8 protein-coding genes are annotated in these 20,270 nt (G+C 71.2%); all 8 read left to right on the top strand.

Annotation, left to right across the window (positions count from 1 at the left end):
* The first annotated feature begins 67 nt into the window (after nt 1-67).
* Nucleotides 68-595 carry an AraC family transcriptional regulator gene (locus tag C5708_RS19575; protein WP_242922624.1) on the top strand — a complete coding sequence of 176 codons (528 nt, stop codon included), beginning with the start codon at nt 68-70 and terminating at the stop codon, nt 593-595.
* Between the two features lie 214 nt (nt 596-809).
* A complete protein-coding gene (locus C5708_RS15845) occupies nt 810-2,450 on the top strand; it encodes a ShlB/FhaC/HecB family hemolysin secretion/activation protein (protein WP_242922623.1) in 1,641 nt (546 codons plus the stop codon).
* A 70-nt stretch (nt 2,451-2,520) separates the two neighbouring features.
* Nucleotides 2,521-4,239: a DUF2341 domain-containing protein gene (locus C5708_RS15840; RefSeq protein ID WP_242922622.1), complete on the top strand. Its 1,719-nt coding sequence runs from the start codon at nt 2,521-2,523 to the stop codon at nt 4,237-4,239.
* 12 nt (nt 4,240-4,251) lie between these two features.
* On the top strand, nt 4,252-4,665 hold the full coding sequence (locus tag C5708_RS15835; RefSeq protein WP_242922621.1) for a biopolymer transporter ExbD: 414 nt from the start codon (nt 4,252-4,254) through the stop codon (nt 4,663-4,665).
* A gap of 3 nt (nt 4,666-4,668) precedes the next feature.
* Complete coding sequence (locus C5708_RS15830) at nt 4,669-5,355, top strand: hypothetical protein (protein ID WP_242922620.1); 687 nt, start codon at nt 4,669-4,671, stop codon at nt 5,353-5,355.
* Nucleotides 5,356-5,456: 101 nt separating this feature from the next.
* Entirely contained in the window at nt 5,457-7,277 is a 1,821-nt protein-coding gene (locus C5708_RS15825) for a putative porin (protein WP_242922619.1), read from the top strand.
* Nucleotides 7,278-7,293: 16 nt separating this feature from the next.
* Nucleotides 7,294-7,758: a hypothetical protein gene (locus C5708_RS15820; protein WP_242922618.1), complete on the top strand. Its 465-nt coding sequence runs from the start codon at nt 7,294-7,296 to the stop codon at nt 7,756-7,758.
* A 96-nt stretch (nt 7,759-7,854) separates the two neighbouring features.
* Complete coding sequence (locus C5708_RS15815) at nt 7,855-20,244, top strand: filamentous haemagglutinin family protein (RefSeq protein WP_242922616.1); 12,390 nt, start codon at nt 7,855-7,857, stop codon at nt 20,242-20,244.
* The last annotated feature ends 26 nt before the right edge of the window (nt 20,245-20,270 follow it).

The raw sequence follows: 20,270 nt of genomic DNA, 5'->3' as shown, positions 1-20,270 counted from the left end.
GAAAAATTCGGAAAGACGTTTCGCGTTTTCGCCGGTGGTGACGACTTCCTTTTAGGAGGCGTTTCCAGTGTCGAATGCGATTGCTTTCCAGCCCCCTTGCGACGGCGAGGCCGGCTTTCGGGCTGCGCCGGTCAACGAGTATGGCGCGGCGGGCGCCCCGTCGCTGCGGCGCGTCGAGGCGCGAGCCGACGGCGAGGCGCCGAAGCCGGCTCGCGCCTACGGTCGGTCCGCCGGCCCGGCGCCGGAAGTCATCGTCGGCCGCCTTCGCAAATTTCTCGCCGCCCACCTCGACCATCGCTTGGACATGGCCGAACTGGCCGCCGCCATCGGCGTCAGCGAGAGCACGGCGCGCCGGGCCGTGCAGGCCCAGACCGGCGAGCGGCTGGCCCGGTTCGTGGTCAACGCCCGCCTCGACCAGGCGCGGGCCTGGCTGCTGACCAACCGCGAGGCGCGCACCCAGGCGGAGATCGCGGCGGCCCTGGGGTTCAGTTCGCCCGAGGTGTTCGCCCGCGCCTATGCGCGCCGGTTCGGCGAACCGATGTCCTTGACGCGAAGGAGGGCTGTGGTCGAGGGAGGATCGGATTCCGAGTATTAGAAGTATTGTTGTCCATAGAGATTCTCTTTTTTCGATATGTGATGCCTTTAAAAAGAATAAAATGATGAGTTCTGTGTAAATATTAGTGTCACAATGACTCTATAGAGAGGGGTTTAGCGAGAAGATCCGCCAATAAATCTCAATATTTGAGAGCTTGGTGTGGATTATATTCATCTCGCCGGGGTTTTGCCGCCTTGTATCGGGGTTGTTCGCAATGATGTTCTCTCTTGCTCCTGGCCGCCAGGGAGTGGGCGTCCTGCTGCTCGCCAGCGCGCTCGGCCTGACCGTCGCGCCGGTTCATGCGCAGGAGCAGGCGGCCGGGGCCGCCCCCGAAACGGGGCAGGGCGCGGCGTCGCGCCGCGTCGACATCAACGAGTACTTCGTCGAGGGCAACACCGCCCTGAGCGACCCCGAGATCGAGCGGACGCTGTATCCGTTCCTGGGCCCCGACAAGAGCCTGGACGACGTCGAGAAGGCCCGGGCGGCGCTGCAGAAAGCCTACGAGGCCAAGGGTCTGAAGACGGTCTTCGTCGAGATCCCCCAGCAGAACGTGGTCGGCGGCCGGGTGCGGCTGGCCGTGACCGAGGCGCGGATCGGCCAGGTGGCGATCAGCGGCGGCAAACACACCTCGCGGGACCGCGTGCTCGAGGGATTGCCGCAGGTGAAGCCGGGGACGGTCCCGAACCTCGACGCCTTCTCGGCCGACCTGATCGCGTTCAACACCCGTTCCTCGGACCGGCAGGTGACGCCGCAGTTGAAGGCCGGGGCCGAGCCCGGCACGGTCGACGTCGATCTCAAGGTCGACGACAAGCTGCCGCTGCACGGCTCGCTGGAGTTCAACAACCGCTACAGCCAGAGCACCACCAAGGACCGTGTGGCCGCCTCGCTGCGCTATGACGACCTGTGGGGCCGGGGCCATTTGTTGTCGGCCTATTACGCGATCGCGCCGCAGCGGCCGAAGGACTCGGAGGTCTATGTCGCCTCCTACGGCCTGCCGATCAGCAACACCCTGCGCCTGGACGTCACCGGCCTGGTGTCCAACTCCGACGTCAGCACGGTCGGGTCGACCAACGTGCTCGGCGACGGCCATTCGGTCACCGGGGTGCTGACCAAGACGCTGCCGGCGCCGAGCAGGCTCTATCACCGGCTGACCCTGTCGGCGGCCTACAAGGACTTCAAGGAAGACACCCGCTTCCTGGCCGCCGGCGGGGCGGCCAGCGTGAGCCGGGCGCCGATCACCTATTTCCCGCTGGCGTTGGGCTACGCCGGCACGTTGAGCGGGGACAGCGGCGTGCTCGGCTTCGACCTGACCGGGACGTTCGCCTTCCGCGGGCTGGGCAGCTCGCCCAGCCAGTTCGACACCAAGCGCTACCGGGCCACCGGCGGCTTCGCCTACCTCCGCGGCGGGGTCAACTACCTGTGGAACCTGCCCAAGGGGCTGCAGCTCTATTCCAGCGTCGACGGCCAGGTTTCGAACGAGCCGCTGATCTCCAACGAGCAGATGGCGATCGGCGGGGCCGGCTCGGTGCGCGGCTATCTGGTCAGCGAGGCGATCGGCGACAACGGCGTGGTCGGCACGCTGGAGCTGCGCTCGCCGTCGCTGGCGCGGCTGGGGCGGGGGCTGTTCGACGACCTGCGCGTGCTGACCTTCGTCGACGGCGGCCAGGTGTCGCTGAGCGATCCGCTGGCCGAGCAGAGGAGCGCCTACGGCCTGCTCAGCGTCGGGGCGGGCCTGCGTCTGCGGCTGGCCAACCACGTGTCGGGCGATCTCGACTTCGGCTGGCCGCTGGAGAAGGGCCAGGTCACCCGGGTGGGGGACACGCGCCTGCACTTCCGACTTTCCGCCGACTTCTGAACCAACCGGCTGGCGCGCCGGCCGAGAGCCCGCGCGCCGGCCCGACCCGAGACCTTCTGGGGGTAGAACGATGAAGAACAACATTGTCCGTCTGGCGCTGGGCGCGGCCCTGGCCGCGGCGCTGACCACGCCGGCTCTGGCGTGGTGGGACGGGAGCTGGTCGTACCGCAAGCAGGTGGCGGTGGACACGGCGGCGGCGAAGATCGCCGCGCCGGAGAAGCGCTTCCCGCTGCTGATCCGGCTGGACAGCTCGAACTTCCGCTTCGAGGACGCCAAGGCCGACGGCTCGGACCTGCGCTTCGTGGCCCAGGACGACAAGACGCCGCTGGCCTTCCACATCGAGCGGTTCGATCCCAAGGTCGGGCTGGCGATGGTGTGGGTGGACCTGCCGGAGCTGCCGGCCGGCGGCCAGGCCAAGCTCTATCTGTATTACGGGTCGCAGAAGGCCGAGCCGGTCGGCTCGGCGGCCAAGACCTTCGATGCGTCCTACCGGGCGGTGTTCCACTTCGCCGGCGACCTGGCCGACGCCACCGCCAACGCCACGGCGGCGCAAGGGACGGTGGGCTACGCGGCCGGGGCTGTCGGCCAGGCGGCGCGGTTCGACGGCCGGCCGCTGACCATCGCCGCGGCGCCGGCCAGCGCGGCTGGTCCGGCCGACGGCTTCACCTTCGAGACCTGGCTCAAGCCGGACGGCGCGCAGGACGCGGCGCTGTACAAGACGGGCGGCCTGGTGATCGGCCTGGCGCGGGGCGCGCCCTATGTCGAGATCGCCGGCCAGCGGGCGGCGGCGGGCTCGCCGATCGGCGACTGGTCGCAGCTGACGGTGTCGGCCGACGCCAAGGGGGCGCGGCTCTATGTCGACGGGGCGCTGGCGGCGCAGCTGGCGACGCCGCTGCCGGCGCTGTCGGGGGCGGCGAACCTGGGCGAGGGCTTCGTGGGCGAGCTGGACGAGACGCGGCTGTCGTCGACGGCGCGGGACCAGGCCTGGGCGCAGGCCACCTTCGCCAGCCAGGGGCGCGGCGGCAAGCTGGTCGGCTTCGGGGCCGACGAGAAGCCGTCAGGCGAGGGCTTCGGCTACTTCGGGGTGATCTTCAAGAACGTCACCATCGACGCCTGGGTGGTGATCGGGGTGCTGGCGCTGATGTCGCTGGCCTCGTGGGTGGTGATGTACGTCAAGGGGGCCTATGTCGGCCGGGCGGCGCGGGCCGACCGGCTGTTCACCCAGCTGTTCGAGCGCCAGCGCGGCGACATCCTGTCGGGCGGCTGGATGCAGGGGCTGGACGCGGCCACGCGCGGGGCGCTGGACGACAGCCCGCTGGCGCGGATCTACCGGGCGGGCGTGGCCGAGTTCGAGCAGGCGCGGGCGGAGGATGCGCAGGACGCCCTGGTCGAGGAGACGGTGGAGGCGATCCGGGCCAGCCTGGACGCGGCGCAGGTCGCCGAGACCCAGAGGCTGGGCCGGGGCATGGTGCTGCTGACCATCGCCATCTCGGGCGGCCCGTTCATCGGCCTGCTCGGCACGGTGCTGGGGGTGATGATCACCTTCGCGGCCATCGCCCTGGCTGGCGACGTCAATGTCAACGCCATCGCGCCGGGGGTGTCGGCGGCCTTGCTGGCCACCGTGGTCGGCCTGCTGGTCGCGATCCCTGCCCTGTTCGGCTACAACTACATCGCCAGCCGCAACGCCGAGGTCTCCGCCGGGTTGCAGGTCTTCGTCGACAGGCTGATCACCCGCTTCGCCAACCTCCACCGCCGCGCGCTGCGTCAGCAGCTGCGGGCGGCCGAGTAGGGGGGCGGGCCCGTGAAGATCAACACCGACGCCAAGCCCTACGACGACATCAACGTCACGCCGATGCTCGACCTGTGCTTCGTGCTGCTGGTCATCTTCATCATCATGACCACGGCCAGCGTGCAGGGCATCAAGGTCAACCTGCCCAAGGCCAGCTCGGCCGCGTCGCTGGCCTCGAACACCAAGGCGATCACCATCGATCCGGCGGGGCAGGTCTATTACGAGGCTTTCCCGGTCTCGATGGGCGAGCTGGAGGACCGGCTGCGTTCGCAGCAGGCCCAGACGCCGGACTTTCCCGTGGTGGTCAAGGGCGACGGGGCGGTGCAGTACGCCAAGGTGGTCGAGGTGCTCGACCTGCTGCGGCGGCTGGACATCACTAAGTTCGGCCTGGTGACCGGCAAGGCCCAGGGCCGGGTGGGGGGCTGAGCCATGCTGGCAGCCTCGCCATCGGGCTATAGCGTGCGCCGGCCGCTGGGGCCGCGGCTCCTGGGCGGGGCGGCGCTGCTGGCGATCGTCGCCGGGGTGTGGTGGGCCTCGACCCAGCAGTCGACGACGACGCGCCAGGCGGCGGCGGACTCGGTGCTGATCCCGGTCACGCCGCCGCCTCCGCCGCCGCCGCCGCCCGAGGTCAAGCCGCCCGAGCCGAAGCCGGAGGAGGTTCCGCCCCAGCCGGTCAACCAACCGACGCCGAGCCCGCAGCCGCCGAGCCCGAGCCCGCAGGCGGCGGCTTCGCCGGGCCAGGCCATGTCGATCAACGGCCCGGCCCAGGCTGGCGGCGACGCCTTCAACATCGGCTCGGGGCCGGGCGGCGGCATGAACGGCTCGGGCCGCATCGGCTCGGGCCTCGGCGGCTTCAACCGCGCCGCTTACGCGGCCTATCTGGAAGGCGAGTTCCGCCGCGCCTGGGAGAGCGACAAGACCCTGCGCGGGGCGGCGCTGCACGCCAAGGTGCGGGTGTGGATCGAGCCGGGCGGCAAGATCGCCCGCGTCCAGGTCGAGGGCGGAAGCCACGCCGACCTGGTCGAGGCGGCCCTGGTCGGCCGGGCGGTGCGCCCGCCCGATCCCAGCCTGGCCATGCCGGTCAACCTGGCTCTCGACCTGCGGAGGCCGGGATGACCCGGCAGGCCGCTTCCGTCCTCGCTTTCGCATCCGCCTCCGGCGCCCGCGCGCCGACCTGCACAACCCGGCGCGCCGCGCCGAAAGGGGAAACCTCCTCCATGTCTTGCAAGTACGTCCCCGGCCGCGCGCGCCGCGCCGCGCTCCTGGCGGCGCTGTTGGTGTCGACCGCTTTCACCGCGACCGAGGCCCTCGCCCAGGGCGACGGGGCCTCGCAGATCGCCACGGTCAACCTGATCAACGCCCTGGTGAAGAAGCGCATCCTCAGCCGGGCCGAGGCCGACGCCATGATCGCCCAGGCCGAGGCCGAGGCGGCCCAGGCCCGCGCCACCGCCCAGACGGCGCAGAGCGCGGCGCAGTCGGCCCAGACCGCCCAGACCAGCGCCCAGACGGCGGTGGCGGCGGTCTCGCCGGCCTCGGCCGCGCCGGGGACCAGCGTGCGCTATGTGCCCGACTTCGTGCGCGCCCAGATCAAGGAAGAGGTCAAGCAGGAGGTGCTGGCCGACGCCAGGAAGGAGGGCCTGGTGGCGCCCGGCGCGCTTCCCGAATGGGTGCGCGGCGTCAGGATCAGCGGCGACTTCCGCTACCGCGACGAAGGCCGCTTCCTCGACGGCGGCAACGCCGGCGACTTCGTCAATGTCGGCGCCGTCAACGGCGGCAACCCGTACGATCCGAACAACACGGGCGGGGTCAATCCGCCGATCCGCAATTCGCGCACCGACCGCAATATCCAGCGCATCCGCGCGCGCCTGGCGCTGGAGGCCGACATCGACCCGTCGGTCACCGCCTATTTCCGCATCGCCACCGGTTCGCAGACCAATCCCGACAGCACCAACCAGACCCTGGGCGGCTACTTCACCGACAAGGGCATCTGGCTCGACCGGGCCTATGTCGACATCCACCGCTTCGAAGGCCAGCACCTGTGGCTTGGCCGCATGGCCAATCCCTTCCGGCAGACCGAGCTGGTCTGGAGCTCCGAGGTCAATCTCGACGGCGTCGCCGCCAGCTATGAGCGGCCGCTGCCGGTCGTCGAAGGGCTCAGCGCCCACGTGATCGCCGGGGCCTTCCCGCTGTCCTACGCCCCTGACGACGAGCCGACCACGGGCCTGGCCAAGACCCCCGACTCCAAGGGAAGCAAATGGCTGTTCGCCGGCCAGGCCGGCGCCGACTGGAAGCCGACCGACAGGCTCGCCCTCGCCCTGGACCTCGCCTACTACGGTTACGAGAACGTGGCCGGGCGGCTGTCGCCGGCCTGTCTCAACACCTCGGCCTTCTGTCTCACCGACGGCTCGCGGCCAGGCTATCTGCAGGCGGGCAACACCCTGTTCGCCCTGCGCGACATCATCACCGCCGACCCCAACAACACCGCCGCGCCGCAGTATTACGGCCTGGCCTCGAAGTTCCGGGTCCTCGACGTCTCCGCCGCCGTCGACTACGCGGTCAACGACCGGGTGCACCTGAACCTGGCCGGCCACTACGCCTACAACCTGGCCTACGGCGCCGGCGACATCCAACGTCGCGGCTTCAACACCGCCTCGGGCCTGTCGCAGATCATCAACAACAACGAGACCTGCTCGGTCGCCCTGGTCGGCGGCCAGTGCCCGGCCGGCAAGGCCCTGTTCCAGTCGGGCGGGACCGCCTGGCTGGTGCGCGGCACGGTCGGCCGTCCGAAGATCGAGAAGTTCGGCGACTGGAGCGTGTCGGCCTCCTATCGCCACATCGATCCGGACGCCCTGCTCGACGCCTTCACCGACCAGGACTTCCACCTGGGCGGCACCAACGCCAAGGGCTGGACCCTCGGGGCCGAGTACGGCCTCTTCCGGCACACCTCGATAGGCGCGCGCTGGATGAGCACCGAGGAGGTCTATGGGCCGCCGTTGAAGATCGACCTGTTCCAGGCCGACCTCAACGTGAAGTTCTGAGGCGGGGCGGGCGGTCGTGCGCGCTGAAAGACCCCTTGGAGGGCGCGGCGCCGCCGGGCCTCGGGTCGGGGCGCGGCGGGGCGTTCCCGCGGCCGCCCTCGCCCTCGCCATCGCCTGGGCGATGATCGCGGGCGCGTCCGCCGCCGCCGAACCGTCCGCGCCGGCCCCGGTCGACGAGGTGGTCGTCAACGGCCGGCGCCCGGACGCCTGCCTGCCGGCCGCGCCCGCCGGCGGCCACGGCCTCGACCTGGCCTGTCTCGACCGGCAGGTGAAGGCCGCCGCCAGCGCCGGCCGGCCGCCGCCGCTCGCCGGCGCCCGCGACGCCGCCGTCCGCGACGCCCAGGTCCCCAGCCGGGCCGGAACCTTCAGCTTCTCGGCGGTCGCCCAGCGCATGGGGCCCAATCTCGGCAAATCCGCCGAGCCCTATCGCCCGCCGCCGCCCGTCTACGCCAGTCCGATCGCACCCCGGCCGCCGAAATGACCGGCGCGGCCGACCGTTCATCGCCATCCGGAGCATGCGCCGTCGCCAGACCGTCGCGCGTCTCCCTTATCCGTCCACGGGGACTTTAGGTTCGTCATGTCCAGCACCGTCTCCTTCCGCTCCCGCCGCCTGCTGCTGACCGGCGTCAGCGCGCTGACCCTGTTCGCCGTCCAGTCCGCCCACGCCCAGGTGCTCTCGACCATCCGCGCGACGCCGGCGACGGCGCAGTCGGGCGGCGGCGGGACGGCGGCCGGCCTTCCCGGCGCCGCCCCGCGCGTGATGAGCCCGAGCGACGCCCAGCAGAAGACGGCGCGTTCGGCCGCCGACCTCGCCGCCGCCGTCGCCGCCGTGCGGACCCAGCTGTCGGCCCAGGCCCAGGCCCGCGTCGCCGCCCAGTCGGCGACGTCCTCGGTTCCCAACGGCCTAGCCCCCGGCGGGTTGGCGCCCGCCGCCGCGATCTCCGCGAACCCCTTGCTCTGGCAGAACGCCAAGGCGCCGGCCCAGGCCGTCGACGCCGGCGGCCAGACCACGGTCACCATCGAGCAGACCGCACAGAAAGCGATCCTGACCTGGGACAGCTTCAATATCGGCAGGGACACCACCGTCCACTTCGACCAGACCGGCGGGACCCAGGCCAACGGCGCCAACAACTGGATCGCCCTCAACCGCGTCGTCGACCCGTCCGGCAAGCCCAGCCAGATCCTCGGCCGGATCAAGGCCGAGGGCTCGGTCTACCTGATCAACCAGAACGGCATCCTGTTCGGCGGGGCCTCCCAGGTCGACACCCACGCCCTGGTCGCCTCGTCGCTGTCCTTCCTCGGCGAGAAGACCGCCGGCCTGACCCCCGGCACGGCCGCCTGGGACCAGGCCGTCGCCAACTCCAACCTCACCTTCCTCGCCACCGGCGTCGCCGGGCCGGAAGCCACCGGCGGGACGGGCAACAGCAACCTGGTCCTCGGCCTTGGCGGCGCGGTCAATATGAGGCCCGGGGCGGCCTATCAGCCGGCCGGCGACATCACCATCGCGCAGGGCGCCAGCATCTCGACCCACGGCAACGGCGCCCAGGGCAATGGCGGCTATGTGTTGATCGCGGGGACGAACGTCTCCAACGCCGGTCAGATCAGCACGCCCGACGGCCAGGCCATCCTGGCCGCCGGCGTCGGCGTGGGCTTCTGGCGCAATCCGGTCAATGGTTCGGCGGTGCTGCTGCCCAAGCTCACCGGCCGGATCGTCAACGCCGACTCCAGCGACGGAACGCCGATCTCGACGCTGACCAACACCGGTCTCGTCCAGGCGTCTCGCGGCACGGTCAACCTGTTGGGCACGAACGTCGCCCAGAACGGCGCGGTGCTGGCGACGACAGGGATCAGCTATCCTGGGCGCATCGTCATCTCGGCGGTCGACGAAACGATCGTCGGCGCGGATTCCACCGATCAGCAGCCGCATCGGATCGGCCTCGTCTCCTTCGGGAGCGGCTCGGTGACGGCCAACCTGCCGGAGGAGGACGGCGAGACCGCCACCTCGTCCCCGACCTCCAGTTTCACGCCGGGGCGCATCTCGGTCACCGGCGGCGCCGTCTGGTTCAAGAACGGCTCCCTGCTCGAAGCGCCCGGCGCCGCCGTTTCGGTGGCGGCCATGACGACCACCGGCGCCGGCGCGATGCCGAATTTCGAGACGGGCCTCAACGCGATCCCCGGCCGCGTCTATGTCGACAACGGCGCGACCATCGACGTCGCTGGCCTGACCGACGTCCAACTGCCCGCCAGCGCCTCGCTGGTCACCATCAAGCTGATCACCCAGAACGAGATCGCCGACGATCCCAACCAGACGGGCCTGCTCAATCTTCAGTACATCGTGCTGGATTCGACGCTGGCCGGGACCACCGCCGACGGCAAGGCCTGGGTCGGCAGTCCGATCCTCAACGCCGCCGGCTACGCCCAGCTCATTCCGCGCAAGATCGACCAGCTGCTGGTCAACGCCGGCTCGATCACCCTGGCCGGCGATCAGGTTCTGACCGCCGCCGGCTCGCTGCTCAACCTCGACGGCGGCTACGCCCATTATCTGGGCGGTTCGGTCGCCACCACCCGGCTGATCGACTCCACCGGCCACATCGTCGCCATCGGGGCCGCCAATCCCAACAACGTCTATGTCGGCGTCGCCGGCGTCAGCACGGTCGATCACCGTCGCTGGGGCGTCACCGACACCTTCTCCAATTCGCTGTACGGCGCGGCCAGCAGCTACCGGCCCGAAAGCATCGCCGGCGGGAACGGCGGCGCGCTCACCGTCTATGGCGAGCACGTGGCGGTGCTGGACGGAACGATGTCCGCCCAGGCCGTCGCCGGGATCAACCAGGCCGTCGCCGGCCGCGCGCCGGCTGGGCCGGCGGCCGGCGGCGGGTTTCTGCCGACCGGCGGCGCCTTGGATTTCGGGAGCGGATCGAGCCTCATCACCTCCGGCGTCGACGCCTTCTACGGCGGCCCCGCCAGCGCTATCGGCACGAAGGCGTCGATCATCATCCAGGACGCCGCGCCGGCCCTGTCGCGCTACGCCGCGAACTTCGACATCTCGACGGCGTTCGACGCCAAGGCGTTGGGCGCGCTCGATCCGAACGACCCGAACAACGTGCTGGGCTGGCAGGCCATCCCCGCCAAGATGCTGAGCGCGGGCGGCTTCGCCAAGGTCACGATCAATCCGCTCACCGCCTCCGGCTCGGCGCGGAACCTCGTGGTCGCCGAGGGGACGACGCTGAGCGTCCAGCCGGGCGGGACGATCAGCTACAAGGCGCCCTACGGCGGCGACATCACCGTGCTGGGCCGGCTGATCGCGCCGTCGGGCTTGATCTCGCTGGAAACCGACGGCGTGGACGCCGCGATCGCCGGGCCGGCCCAGAACTTCCGTCCGGGCGACATCAGGGTCGGGCCTGGCGGGGTGCTGAGCACCGCGGGGCTTTGGGTCAACGACAGCGGCCTGCTCACCGCGCCGGGCGCCGACGCCTTCGTCAACGGCGGCGGTGTCAGCCTGTCGGCGGGCCTGGGCGCTTCGATCACGCTCGACAAGGGCAGCCTGATCGACGTGTCCAGCGGCGGCGTGCTGCTGGCCGGCGGCCTGCTGACCAAGAACGGCGTCGCGGTCGGCAAGGGCGGCGACGTCTCGCTCACCACCTGGAACTTCCACCCCACCGACGCCTATGGCGCGGTCCTCCCGCCGGCGCAGCCGACCGCCGGCGCGCTGGCGATGAACGGGACGATCCGCAGCGCCGGCTTCTCGGGCGGCGGCAAGCTGACCCTGCAGGCGCTGGGCTTCCAGATCGGCGGCGATCCCGCGGCCGCCCACGCCTGGGACCTGGCGCTGCCTGAGACCTTCTTCGCCGGCCAGGGCTTCGGCGCCTATCAGCTCAACGCCATCTACGACACGACCGTCGCCGACGGCGCCCAGGTGCGGCTGACTCAGAAGACCCTGATCGCCGATCCCGCCGCCCTGGCGGCCGCGCCGAGCGGGACCGACCTCGCCGCCGCCGGCCTGGTCGGCCTCGGCCAGCTCGACGCCTATCACCGCCAGGCGACCAACCTGACCCTGACCGCCGGCGGCGACGTGGTCTGGGGGGCGCTGCAAGCCTATGCGGGCGTCTCCAACCGGACCATCCTCGGCAAGGGCGCGACGATCGACGCCGATCCCGGCGCGGCGGTGACCCTGGGCGGCGTCGGCGGCGTCACCGTGCTGGGGGCCATCCGCGCGCCGGGCGGGGCCGTGACGCTCACCGGCGACACCGGCAGCGTTTACGCCAAGGCGGCGGGCATGTCGTCGGGCATCGACTTCACCACGCCGGACAAGTCGGTCTGGCTCGGCTCCAACGCGGTGCTCGACGTCTCGGGCGTGGCGCTGACCGATCCCTACGCCAAGCCGGTCAACATCGGCGGCGCCCTGGTCCAGCCGACCATCGGCAAGGTGCTGAACGGCGGGACGGTGACGCTGTCCGACGCCGCCGGCTACGTGGTGGCCGAGGCGGGCTCCCTCATCAACGTCTCGGGCGCGTCGGCCGTGTTCGATCAGTTGCAGGCCGCGCCCGACGGGACCACGCGCTACGCGCCGGGGCCGGCATGGAGCAACGCCGGGGCGATCACCCTGGGGGCGGGGAACGGCCTGTTCTTCGACGGCGCCTTCAAGGCCGCGGGCGGCGCGCCGCAGGCGCAGGGCGGCGCGCTGACCCTGCTGCCGGAGACCCTCGCGAACAATGGCGCGACGACCTATCAGGGGCAGATCAGCAACGCCGCGGGGGCGAGCGGGCTGATCCTGCAGCAGAGCGGAGCCCTGGTCCCGGCCGGCCTGACCCCGGGCCAGGCCATCGTCAATCCCGGCCAGGGCGCGGTCGTCTTCGCGGTCGACCGCCTCAAGGGCTCGGGGATCGACACCCTGGTGCTCGGCGGCCCCTCGTCCAACCGCGACGCCAGCCCGATCGTGGCCTTCGCGGGCGGCGTCGACCTGAACCTCGGCCGCGCCGTCGTCGTCAACGCCTCGCAGATCCTGGCGCTGCCCGCCGGCGCCGTCGCGATCCCGCAGCTGGCGGCCGGGACGGCGAACACCGGCGGAGCGTCGGTGTCGATCGCCGCGCCCTATGTCGCCCTGGCCGGCCGCGTCGACAGCCACGCGGCCTCGCTGGTCAACACCGCGGCGATGCTTGGCGATGCGACGCTCTCGATCAACGCCGGCTTCATCGACATCTCGAACCAGGCGGCCCTCGGCGATTTCGCCAAGACCAGCCTGGTCAGCCGCGGCGACATCCGCCTGTCCTCGACCGGTTTCACCACCGACCAGAAGGGGCTGGCGGCGGGCCTGCTGTTCACGCCCGGCGACCTGACCCTGCAGGCCGCCAGCGTCTATCCGGCCAGCGGCGAGCGCTTCGTGCTGGCGGCGGTGGGGCCGAACCCGACCACCATCACCTTCCAGGCGGGCGGCGCGTCCTCGACGCCGCTGTCGGCCGGCGGCGCGCTGCTGGTCGATGCGACCAACATCGTCCAGGGCGGCGCGCTGCGCGCCCCGTTCGGAGCCATCGTGCTCGGCGTCGGCGACCCGACCGACGCCTCCGTCCAGGCCGCCTTCGGCGGCGCGCCGCTGACCGCCACCCAGAGCGTGACCCTGGCGGCCGGGGGGCTGACCTCGGTGTCGGCGGGGACGGCGACCTTGCCCTACGGCGTGACCACCGACGGGACCAACTGGAGCTATCCGGGCCAACCCAACGGGGTCGCCCCGACGCTGACCGCGCCGCCGGCCAAGGTGGTCACCCTCAACGGACGCAGCGTCTCGCTCCAGGCGGGCGCGAACGTCGACCTGTCCGGCGGCGGCGTGCTGCAGGCCAGCGAATGGGTTCCCGGCGCCGGCGGCACGCGCGACCTGCTGTCGGCGTACAACGTCAGCTACGCCGGCGGCGCCACCGGCGCGACCGTTCCGCTCTATCCCGACGCGCGCAACGTCTATGCGGTCGTGCCGGGCTATTCGGCTCCGGTGGCGGCCTACGATCCGGTCTTCGCCCAGCAGGCGGACCCGACCAGCCCTGGCCGCACCACCAGCCTCGGCGTCGGCCAGGCCGGCGCGGGCGACCTCGTCGGCAAGGCGGTCTACCTGTCCGGCGTCCCAGGCCTGCCGGCCGGAATCTACACCCTGCTGCCGGCCAAGTACGCCACCATGCCCGGCGCCTTCCGGGTGGTGCAGCAGACCGGCGCGGCCAATGTCGCGGCCGGGCAGGGGAGCGTCCTGGCTGACGGGACCAACGTCGTCGCCGGCTACTTCGCCGACGCCCTGAGCGGCGCGCGCAGGGCCACGCCCAGCTTGTTCAGCGTTCAATCGGCGGCGGTGTGGGGCAAGGCCTCCGAATACCGCCTGACCGACGCCGACAGCTTCTTCGCCGCCCAGGCCAAGGCGGCGGGGACGGTCGCACCCGCCCTGGCGCGGGACGCCGGCCAGCTGGTGCTGGCGGCGACCGGATCGCTCAGCCTGGGCTCGACCCTGAACACCGCCGCTGGCAAGGACGGCGCCGCCGGCAAGGTCGACATCGCCTCGCAGGACATCCAGATCGTCGGGGCCGGCCAGACCGCGCTCGCCGGCTATCTGCAGCTTTCGGCCAGCGACCTCGACGCGCTGGGCGCCGGCAGCCTGCTGATCGGCGGCGTGCGCAGCCAGACCGCCAAAGGCGTGGCGATCAACGTCGTCTCCAACAGCGTGGTGGTCTCCAACGACGCCGCCCATCCGCTGACGGCGCCGGAAATCCTGCTGGTCGCCAAGAGCGACCCGACCGCGACCGATCCCAACGCCGCCAACGGCCTTTGGGTGCAGTCGGGCGGCGTGATCGCCGCCAGCGGAAGCCTGCCCGCCGGCGGCGCGCAGCCGATCCTCATCGGCGACGCCAGCCACAGCGGCGACGGCGCGCTGCTGCGCGTCTCCAACGGCGGCCAGACCGGCGTCATCCGCAGCAACGTCGGCGCAAACCCGCAGGGCCTGCTGACCGTGGCGGCGGGGGCCTCCATCGACGGCGGCGCGGCGCTGACCCTCGACTCCTCGGGGGGCCTCAACTTCGATCCGGCCGCCCGCTTCGCCGGGAGCGAGATCGCCGTCGACGCGCCGACCATCACCTTCACCAACGCGGCCAACCCCGCCGGCCTGTCCGGCTTCGTGGTCGGGCCCAACGGCCTGGCCCAGTTCGCCAGCGCCAAGCAGGTCGACCTGCGCAGCTTCGGCGACGTCGTCTTCGACGGCGACGTCAGCCTGAATTTCGGCCAGGCCGTCGACCTGTCGGCCGGCCGCTTCGTCGGCCGCGGCCAGGTGTCCCTGACCGGCTCCAAGATCGCGTTCACCAACGACCTCGGGGCGCCGACCACGGCCGTGTCGGCGGGCGCGAACACCGGCCGGCTGACGGTCGCCGCCGCCGAGATCGACCTCGGGGCGGGGAGCAAGAGCCTGGCGGGCTTCGGCGCCGTGACGGTCGCCGCCGCCGGCGGCGTCATCGGGCAGGGGAGCGGCGCCTTCGACCTGGGCGGGGCCGATGCGACCTTCGCCGCGCCGGTCTTCCTGGCCGACACCGGCTCGGCGACCAGCCTGACCACCACCGGTGCCCTGACCTTGAACGGGGCCGGCGGGACGGCGCTCGCCCTCAAGCCGATCGGCGGCGCGTTCAGCTTCAAGGGCGGCGCGGTGACGGTGAACGGCGCGACGCTGTCGGCGCCGGCCGGCAATGTCAGCCTCGAGGCGACCAGCGGCGACCTGGTCGTCGCCTCGGGCTCGACCCTGAGCTCGACCGGCCTGGCCAAGACCTTCTACGACACCGTCCAGTACGCGCCGGGCGGGATCATCAAGCTGACGGCCGACAAGGGGCTGCTCGACGTCCAGGCCGGCTCGACGCTCGACGTCTCGGGCGCGGCGGGCGGCGGCGCGGCGGGCGGCCTGACCCTGTCGGCCCCTGGCCGCACCGTGCAGCTGGCCGGCGTCATCAAGGGCGCGGCGGCGGCCGGCTACGCCGGCGGCTCGCTCAGCCTCGACACCGGCGGGGCGGTCGACCTCGACAACCTGGCGGGCCTGCTGGCCGCCAGCGGCGTCAACAGCGCCGTGACGGTCCACACCCGCGCCGGGAACCTGACGCTGTCGGCCGGCCGGACGATCCGGGCCCAGGCCGTCTCGCTCACCGCCGACGGCGGCGCCGGCGGCCAGGACCCGAGCGGCGGCAACATCCTCGTCGCCGGGACCATCGACGCCTCCGGGAGCAAGGGCGGCCAGATCAAGCTCTACGGCAAGAGCGGGGTCGATCTCGAAGGCGCGCTGCTGGCGACCGGCTCCAGCGCCGTCAAGCGCGGCGGCTCGGTGGAGATCGGCACGGTCGGAGTCCCCGACACTGTCGGCGGCGTGGTCCAGCTCGACCCGACCTACGGCTACGAGCTGGTCTCGGCGGCGAATTCCGGGGTGATCCGGCTGGGGGACCACGCCCTGATAGACGTCTCGGGCGGGGCCGCCGGCGGCCTGTCGGGCGGGGTGGTCAACATCCGCGCGCCGCTGCTGGCCAACGGCGACGTCAATGTCGTCGTCTCGCCGAGCGCCCAGATCAAGGGCTCGCGCGCCACCACGCTGGAAGCCTTCGCCGTCTGGAGCACGACCGACCCGCTGACCTACGGCGGCGGCAAGCACTTCGACGGGCTCGTCGATCCGGCCGGCTGGTACAACGCCGACGGCTCGATGGCGGCCGGGACCTGGACCGACCAGAGCGGCAATGCCCTGGCCAGCCCGACGCCGGACCAGCTGGCGAGCTATCTCAGCCAGTACTACTTCACCCCGACCGCGCCCAACGCCGCGCACCAGAGCTTCTACGGCTACCTGAACGGCGACGCCGCCCAGGGCTCGGGAACCCTGATGGGCTATATTCGGAACCTGCCGGTCGGTCCGGCGGTCAACGCCCGTTTCGCCAACGTCGCCAACTTCCAGGTCGCGCCCGGCGTCGAGCTCGCCAACCCCGACGGGACCGTCAACGGCGGCGGCGTCACGGTCCTCAGCAACTGGAACCTCGGCGCGGGGCGGCCGAACAACAGCGGCTCGATCACGCCCGCCTATCGCTACAAGGACGCCATCGCGCCCTACATCTCGTTCCGCGCCGTCGGAGACTTCGTCGCGAAGGCGAGCATCACCGACGGCTTCTTCCAGAGCCAGGTGGCGAGCATTCTCGGCGCCGCCGGGTCGGCGGGGGGCGGCGGCACCTACGACCAGGCCCAGTCGCTGTTCCAGCAGCTGTCCGCCACGGACAATCCGGCCTCGGTGACCGTGCAGTTCGCGGACGGTACGAACCAGTCGCTGACGGGGCTCGATCCGAACGCGCTCCTCGGCGCGCCGCTCAAGAACCAGGCGCCCGCCTATTACGGAAACTATCTCCAGTACGCCAACGCGTGGGGCGCCGACATGAGCGCCTGGGCGGATCCGAAATATGCGGGCTTCATGCTGCCGATCACGCCGCTTCGCATCGCGGCGCCGATCCCGACGAACTACGCTTCGTATACGGAATATCTGACCGCCTATTACGGCGACCTGTCGCAATCGGGCGTGAACAATGGCGGCTGGCTGTTCGGATACAGCCGCTTCACCGTGACCGGCGGCGCCAGCGGGATCTTCGCAAAGAACTTCCCCCGGTTCGGAACGCCGACAGCGCCGGTGTTGTCCAGCAATCCAACCGACTACGCCGCCTATGTGCACGTATATCTGGGCTATCTGGACGTCCTCACCATGACGCGGAGTTTCCAGAACCCAAACATCACCAAGCCCTGGAACAGTTACAACATCTGGTTCGCGCCGGACGCGCCGCTGTCGATACCCTATACGGGCGTCAACATCGGCGATCTGCCCGGCAACGCGCCGGCGGCCGTGGCGTCGTTGAACAATCCGTTGCCGATCGCCTTCGCCAGTCTGCTCGGGGGGCAGAGCTCCTCCTATCGCATCGTGGCCGGCGCGAACGCGGCCAGCGCCGATCCGCTGGGGGTCCAGGCGGTCTCCAGCGCGGCGGTCGCCGGGAAGGGCGACGTCTCGCTCGACGGACATTTCGCCTATGTCGACAGCAACAGCCAGACCCTGTACGGCCCGACCACGATCCGGACCGGGACCGGCTCGATCGCGGTCGCCGCCGCCAACGACATGAGCCTGCTCGACCAGACCGCGCCGGGCGTCATCTATACGGCTGGCGCGCCGGCGGCCGGCGCTCCGGTCGGGACCGCCGCAAGCATCGTCAAGAGCAACGGCTTCGGCGTCTTCGACCTGCTGGCCACCACCAGCGTCAACCCGGACTCGGCGGGCGACGTCAGCATCCGCGTCGGCGGCGACATCCTGGGCGTCGAGAACGTGCAGCCGAGCGGCAACAGCGGCCTGGCGACCGGCCAGTTCTGGCTCCAGTGGATGCAGACCGGCAACGTCCGCTCGGGCGGCAAGGTCACCCAGTCGTCGATCAACTTCGGAGCCTTCGACCAGGGGGTGATGAGCGTCGGCGGCGACGTCGCCATCTCGGCCGGCGGCGACATCCAGAACCTTTCCGTGTCCCTGCCGACCACCTGGTACCTGTCGAACGGCGGCCAGACGGCGAACACCGTCGGCGGCGGCGACCTGAAGGTCACGGCGGGCGGCGACATACTGGCGGGCGCCTATTTCGTGGCCAAGGGAACCGGCGTGATCGCCGCCGGCGGCCAGATCGCCTCGGGCGGCCTGACGACGCCGGCGTCGCAGGCGGGCGCGGCCCCCATCGGCGTCTCGACCATCCTCGCCGTCCAGGACGGGGCGCTCAACGTCGTCGCCCGCCAAGGCGTGGACATCGGCGCGGTGGTCAATCCCTCGTATATCCAGGGCTCGGGGCTGACCAGCGGCTACAGCCCGTCGGCCGGGCCGGCCTGGCTCGCCGACGCGCAGAGCTATTCGGGCGCTTCGGCCGTCAACATCGCCACGACCACGGGCGACGTGGTCCTGAACAGCCTGCCCAGCCTCAGTCTGCTGGGCGCGGGCCGGCCGGGCACGGCCAACAGCGACGCCAGCAACATCCTGCCCGCGACCGTGGCGCTGACCGCCTTCGACGGCGGCGTCACCATCGCCCGGGCGGGGCAGCTCTATCCGTCCGCCGTGGGCCAGCTCAGCCTGATCGCCGACCGGTCGGTCGTGCTGTTGCAGTCGGTCGCCGGCGGCGGCAACGCGGCCGATCTGCAATTCGGCCTGATAGACGCTTCGCCATCGACCCTGCCGTCGCCGCTCAGCCCGAGCCCGATCGCCCTCAACACCGCTTCGGGCGTGTTCGACTTCAACCTGACCTCGGCCGCGTTGGTCGATCACTCGCCGACGCCCCTGCACGCGAACGACGCCCAGCCGGTGCGCATCTACAGCCTGAACGGCGACATCGTGGACGGCCTCAAGGAGACCACCGGCCCCAGCGCCGGCTTCTACGACCGGTTCGTGACCGTGGTCGTCGACAAGCCGGCGCAGATCTATGCGGGCGGCGACATCGTCAACCTCGACTTCCTGGGCCAGAACCTTCGTCAGAACGACATCACCCGCATCGTGGCCGGCGGGGACATCGCGGCGGTCAACCCGCTGTTCAACCCGTCGGGCATGAACACGCTCAATCTGGCGGGGCCGGGCGTGTTCGACGTGGAGGCCGGCCGCAACATCAACCTCGCCAATCCCTACGAGCTGAGCGCCGCCAACCCCTACGCCAACTTCACAGTCTCGTCCGTCGCGGCAAGCGGGATCATCGCCGTCGGCAACGCCAAGAACCCCTATCTGCCGCACGCCGGCGCCGACATCGACGTGCTGTTCGGCGTGGGGCCGGGCGTGGCCAACGACGCCTTCGTCAAGGCCTATGTCGACCCCGCCGTGGCGGGACCCGACGTGCAGAAGGCGCTGGTCGCCTACATGAAGGCCTGGGACGAGGGGACCGGCGTCTATACCGGCCTGGTCAAGGACCAGCCGTCGGTGACGATGAACCTGGACAAGGCCTGGAGCGAGTTCCAGGCGCTGCCGGCGGCGGCGCAGCAGCGCTTCAACCGCCAGGTGCTGTTCTCGGTGCTGGCCAAGGTCGGGATCGACTACAACGACCCGGCCAGTTCCTATTTCCACCAGTACGCCCGCGGCTATCAGGCCATCAACACGCTGTTCCCGGCGGCGATGGGCTACACCGCCAACAGCCTGAGCGGCGGGGTGCAGGGGGCCCTGACGCCGGTCCGCACCGGCGACCTCGACCTGCGCGGCTCCACCGTCCAGACCCAGCAGGGCGGCGACGTCTCGATCCTGGGGCCGGGCGGGCGGGCCCTGATCGGCGCCAGCGCCGCGCCGGCGGCTTATGTCAACACCGACGGGATGGTCGTCGCGGGGCCCTCGAACATGGGCGTGCTGACCCTGGAGCAGGGGACGATCAGCATGTTCACCGACACCAGCGTGTTGCTGGCCCAGAGCCGGATCTTCACCGAGCAGGGCGGGGCGATCATGATCTGGTCGTCCAACGGCGACATCAACGCCGGCAAGGGCTCGAAGACCACGGCCGACATGCCCGAGCCGATCTATGTCTGCGACGCCGACTTCTACTGCACCCGCGACGCGCGGGGGGCGGTCACCGGCGCCGGCATCGCCACGCTGCAGACCATCCCCGGCGCGCCCTCGGCCGACGTCGAGACGGTGGCGCCGCGCGGCACGGTCGATTTCGGCGCCGCCGGCATCCGCTCGTCCGGCAACCTGATCGTCGCGGCCCAGTTCGTCGCCAACGTCGCCAATGTCGACGTCAAGGGCCAGACCGTCGGCGTGCCGACCCAGGTCGCCAACGTGCTGGGCAACCTGTCGGCGTCCAGCGCCGCCGCCTCGGCGGTGCAGGAGGCGGCGCAGGCCATGCAGCAGAGCCGGCGCAACGAGCGGCCGTCGATCATCTCCGTCTCGATCATCGGCTTCGGCCTGGCCTCCGGCGACTGTGATCCCGCCGGCGGCTGTCCGCCGCGATGAGCGCAGGGGGACCTTTGTTGAACCAG

The sequence above is a fragment of the Caulobacter sp. CCUG 60055 genome, from assembly GCF_022750545.1.
In the GTDB taxonomy this organism is placed as follows: Bacteria; Pseudomonadota; Alphaproteobacteria; order Caulobacterales; family Caulobacteraceae; genus PUIC01.
This window is presented reverse-complemented; position numbering and strand designations above follow the sequence as displayed.

Coding starts and splice junctions, on each gene's coding strand:
- C5708_RS15845 (WP_242922623.1), top strand. CDS start 810: ATGATGTTCTCTCTTGCTCCTGGCCGCCAGGGAGTGGGCGTCCTGCTG.
- C5708_RS15840 (WP_242922622.1), top strand. CDS start 2,521: ATGAAGAACAACATTGTCCGTCTGGCGCTGGGCGCGGCCCTGGCCGCG.
- C5708_RS15830 (WP_242922620.1), top strand. CDS start 4,669: ATGCTGGCAGCCTCGCCATCGGGCTATAGCGTGCGCCGGCCGCTGGGG.
- C5708_RS15825 (WP_242922619.1), top strand. CDS start 5,457: ATGTCTTGCAAGTACGTCCCCGGCCGCGCGCGCCGCGCCGCGCTCCTG.
- C5708_RS15815 (WP_242922616.1), top strand. CDS start 7,855: ATGTCCAGCACCGTCTCCTTCCGCTCCCGCCGCCTGCTGCTGACCGGC.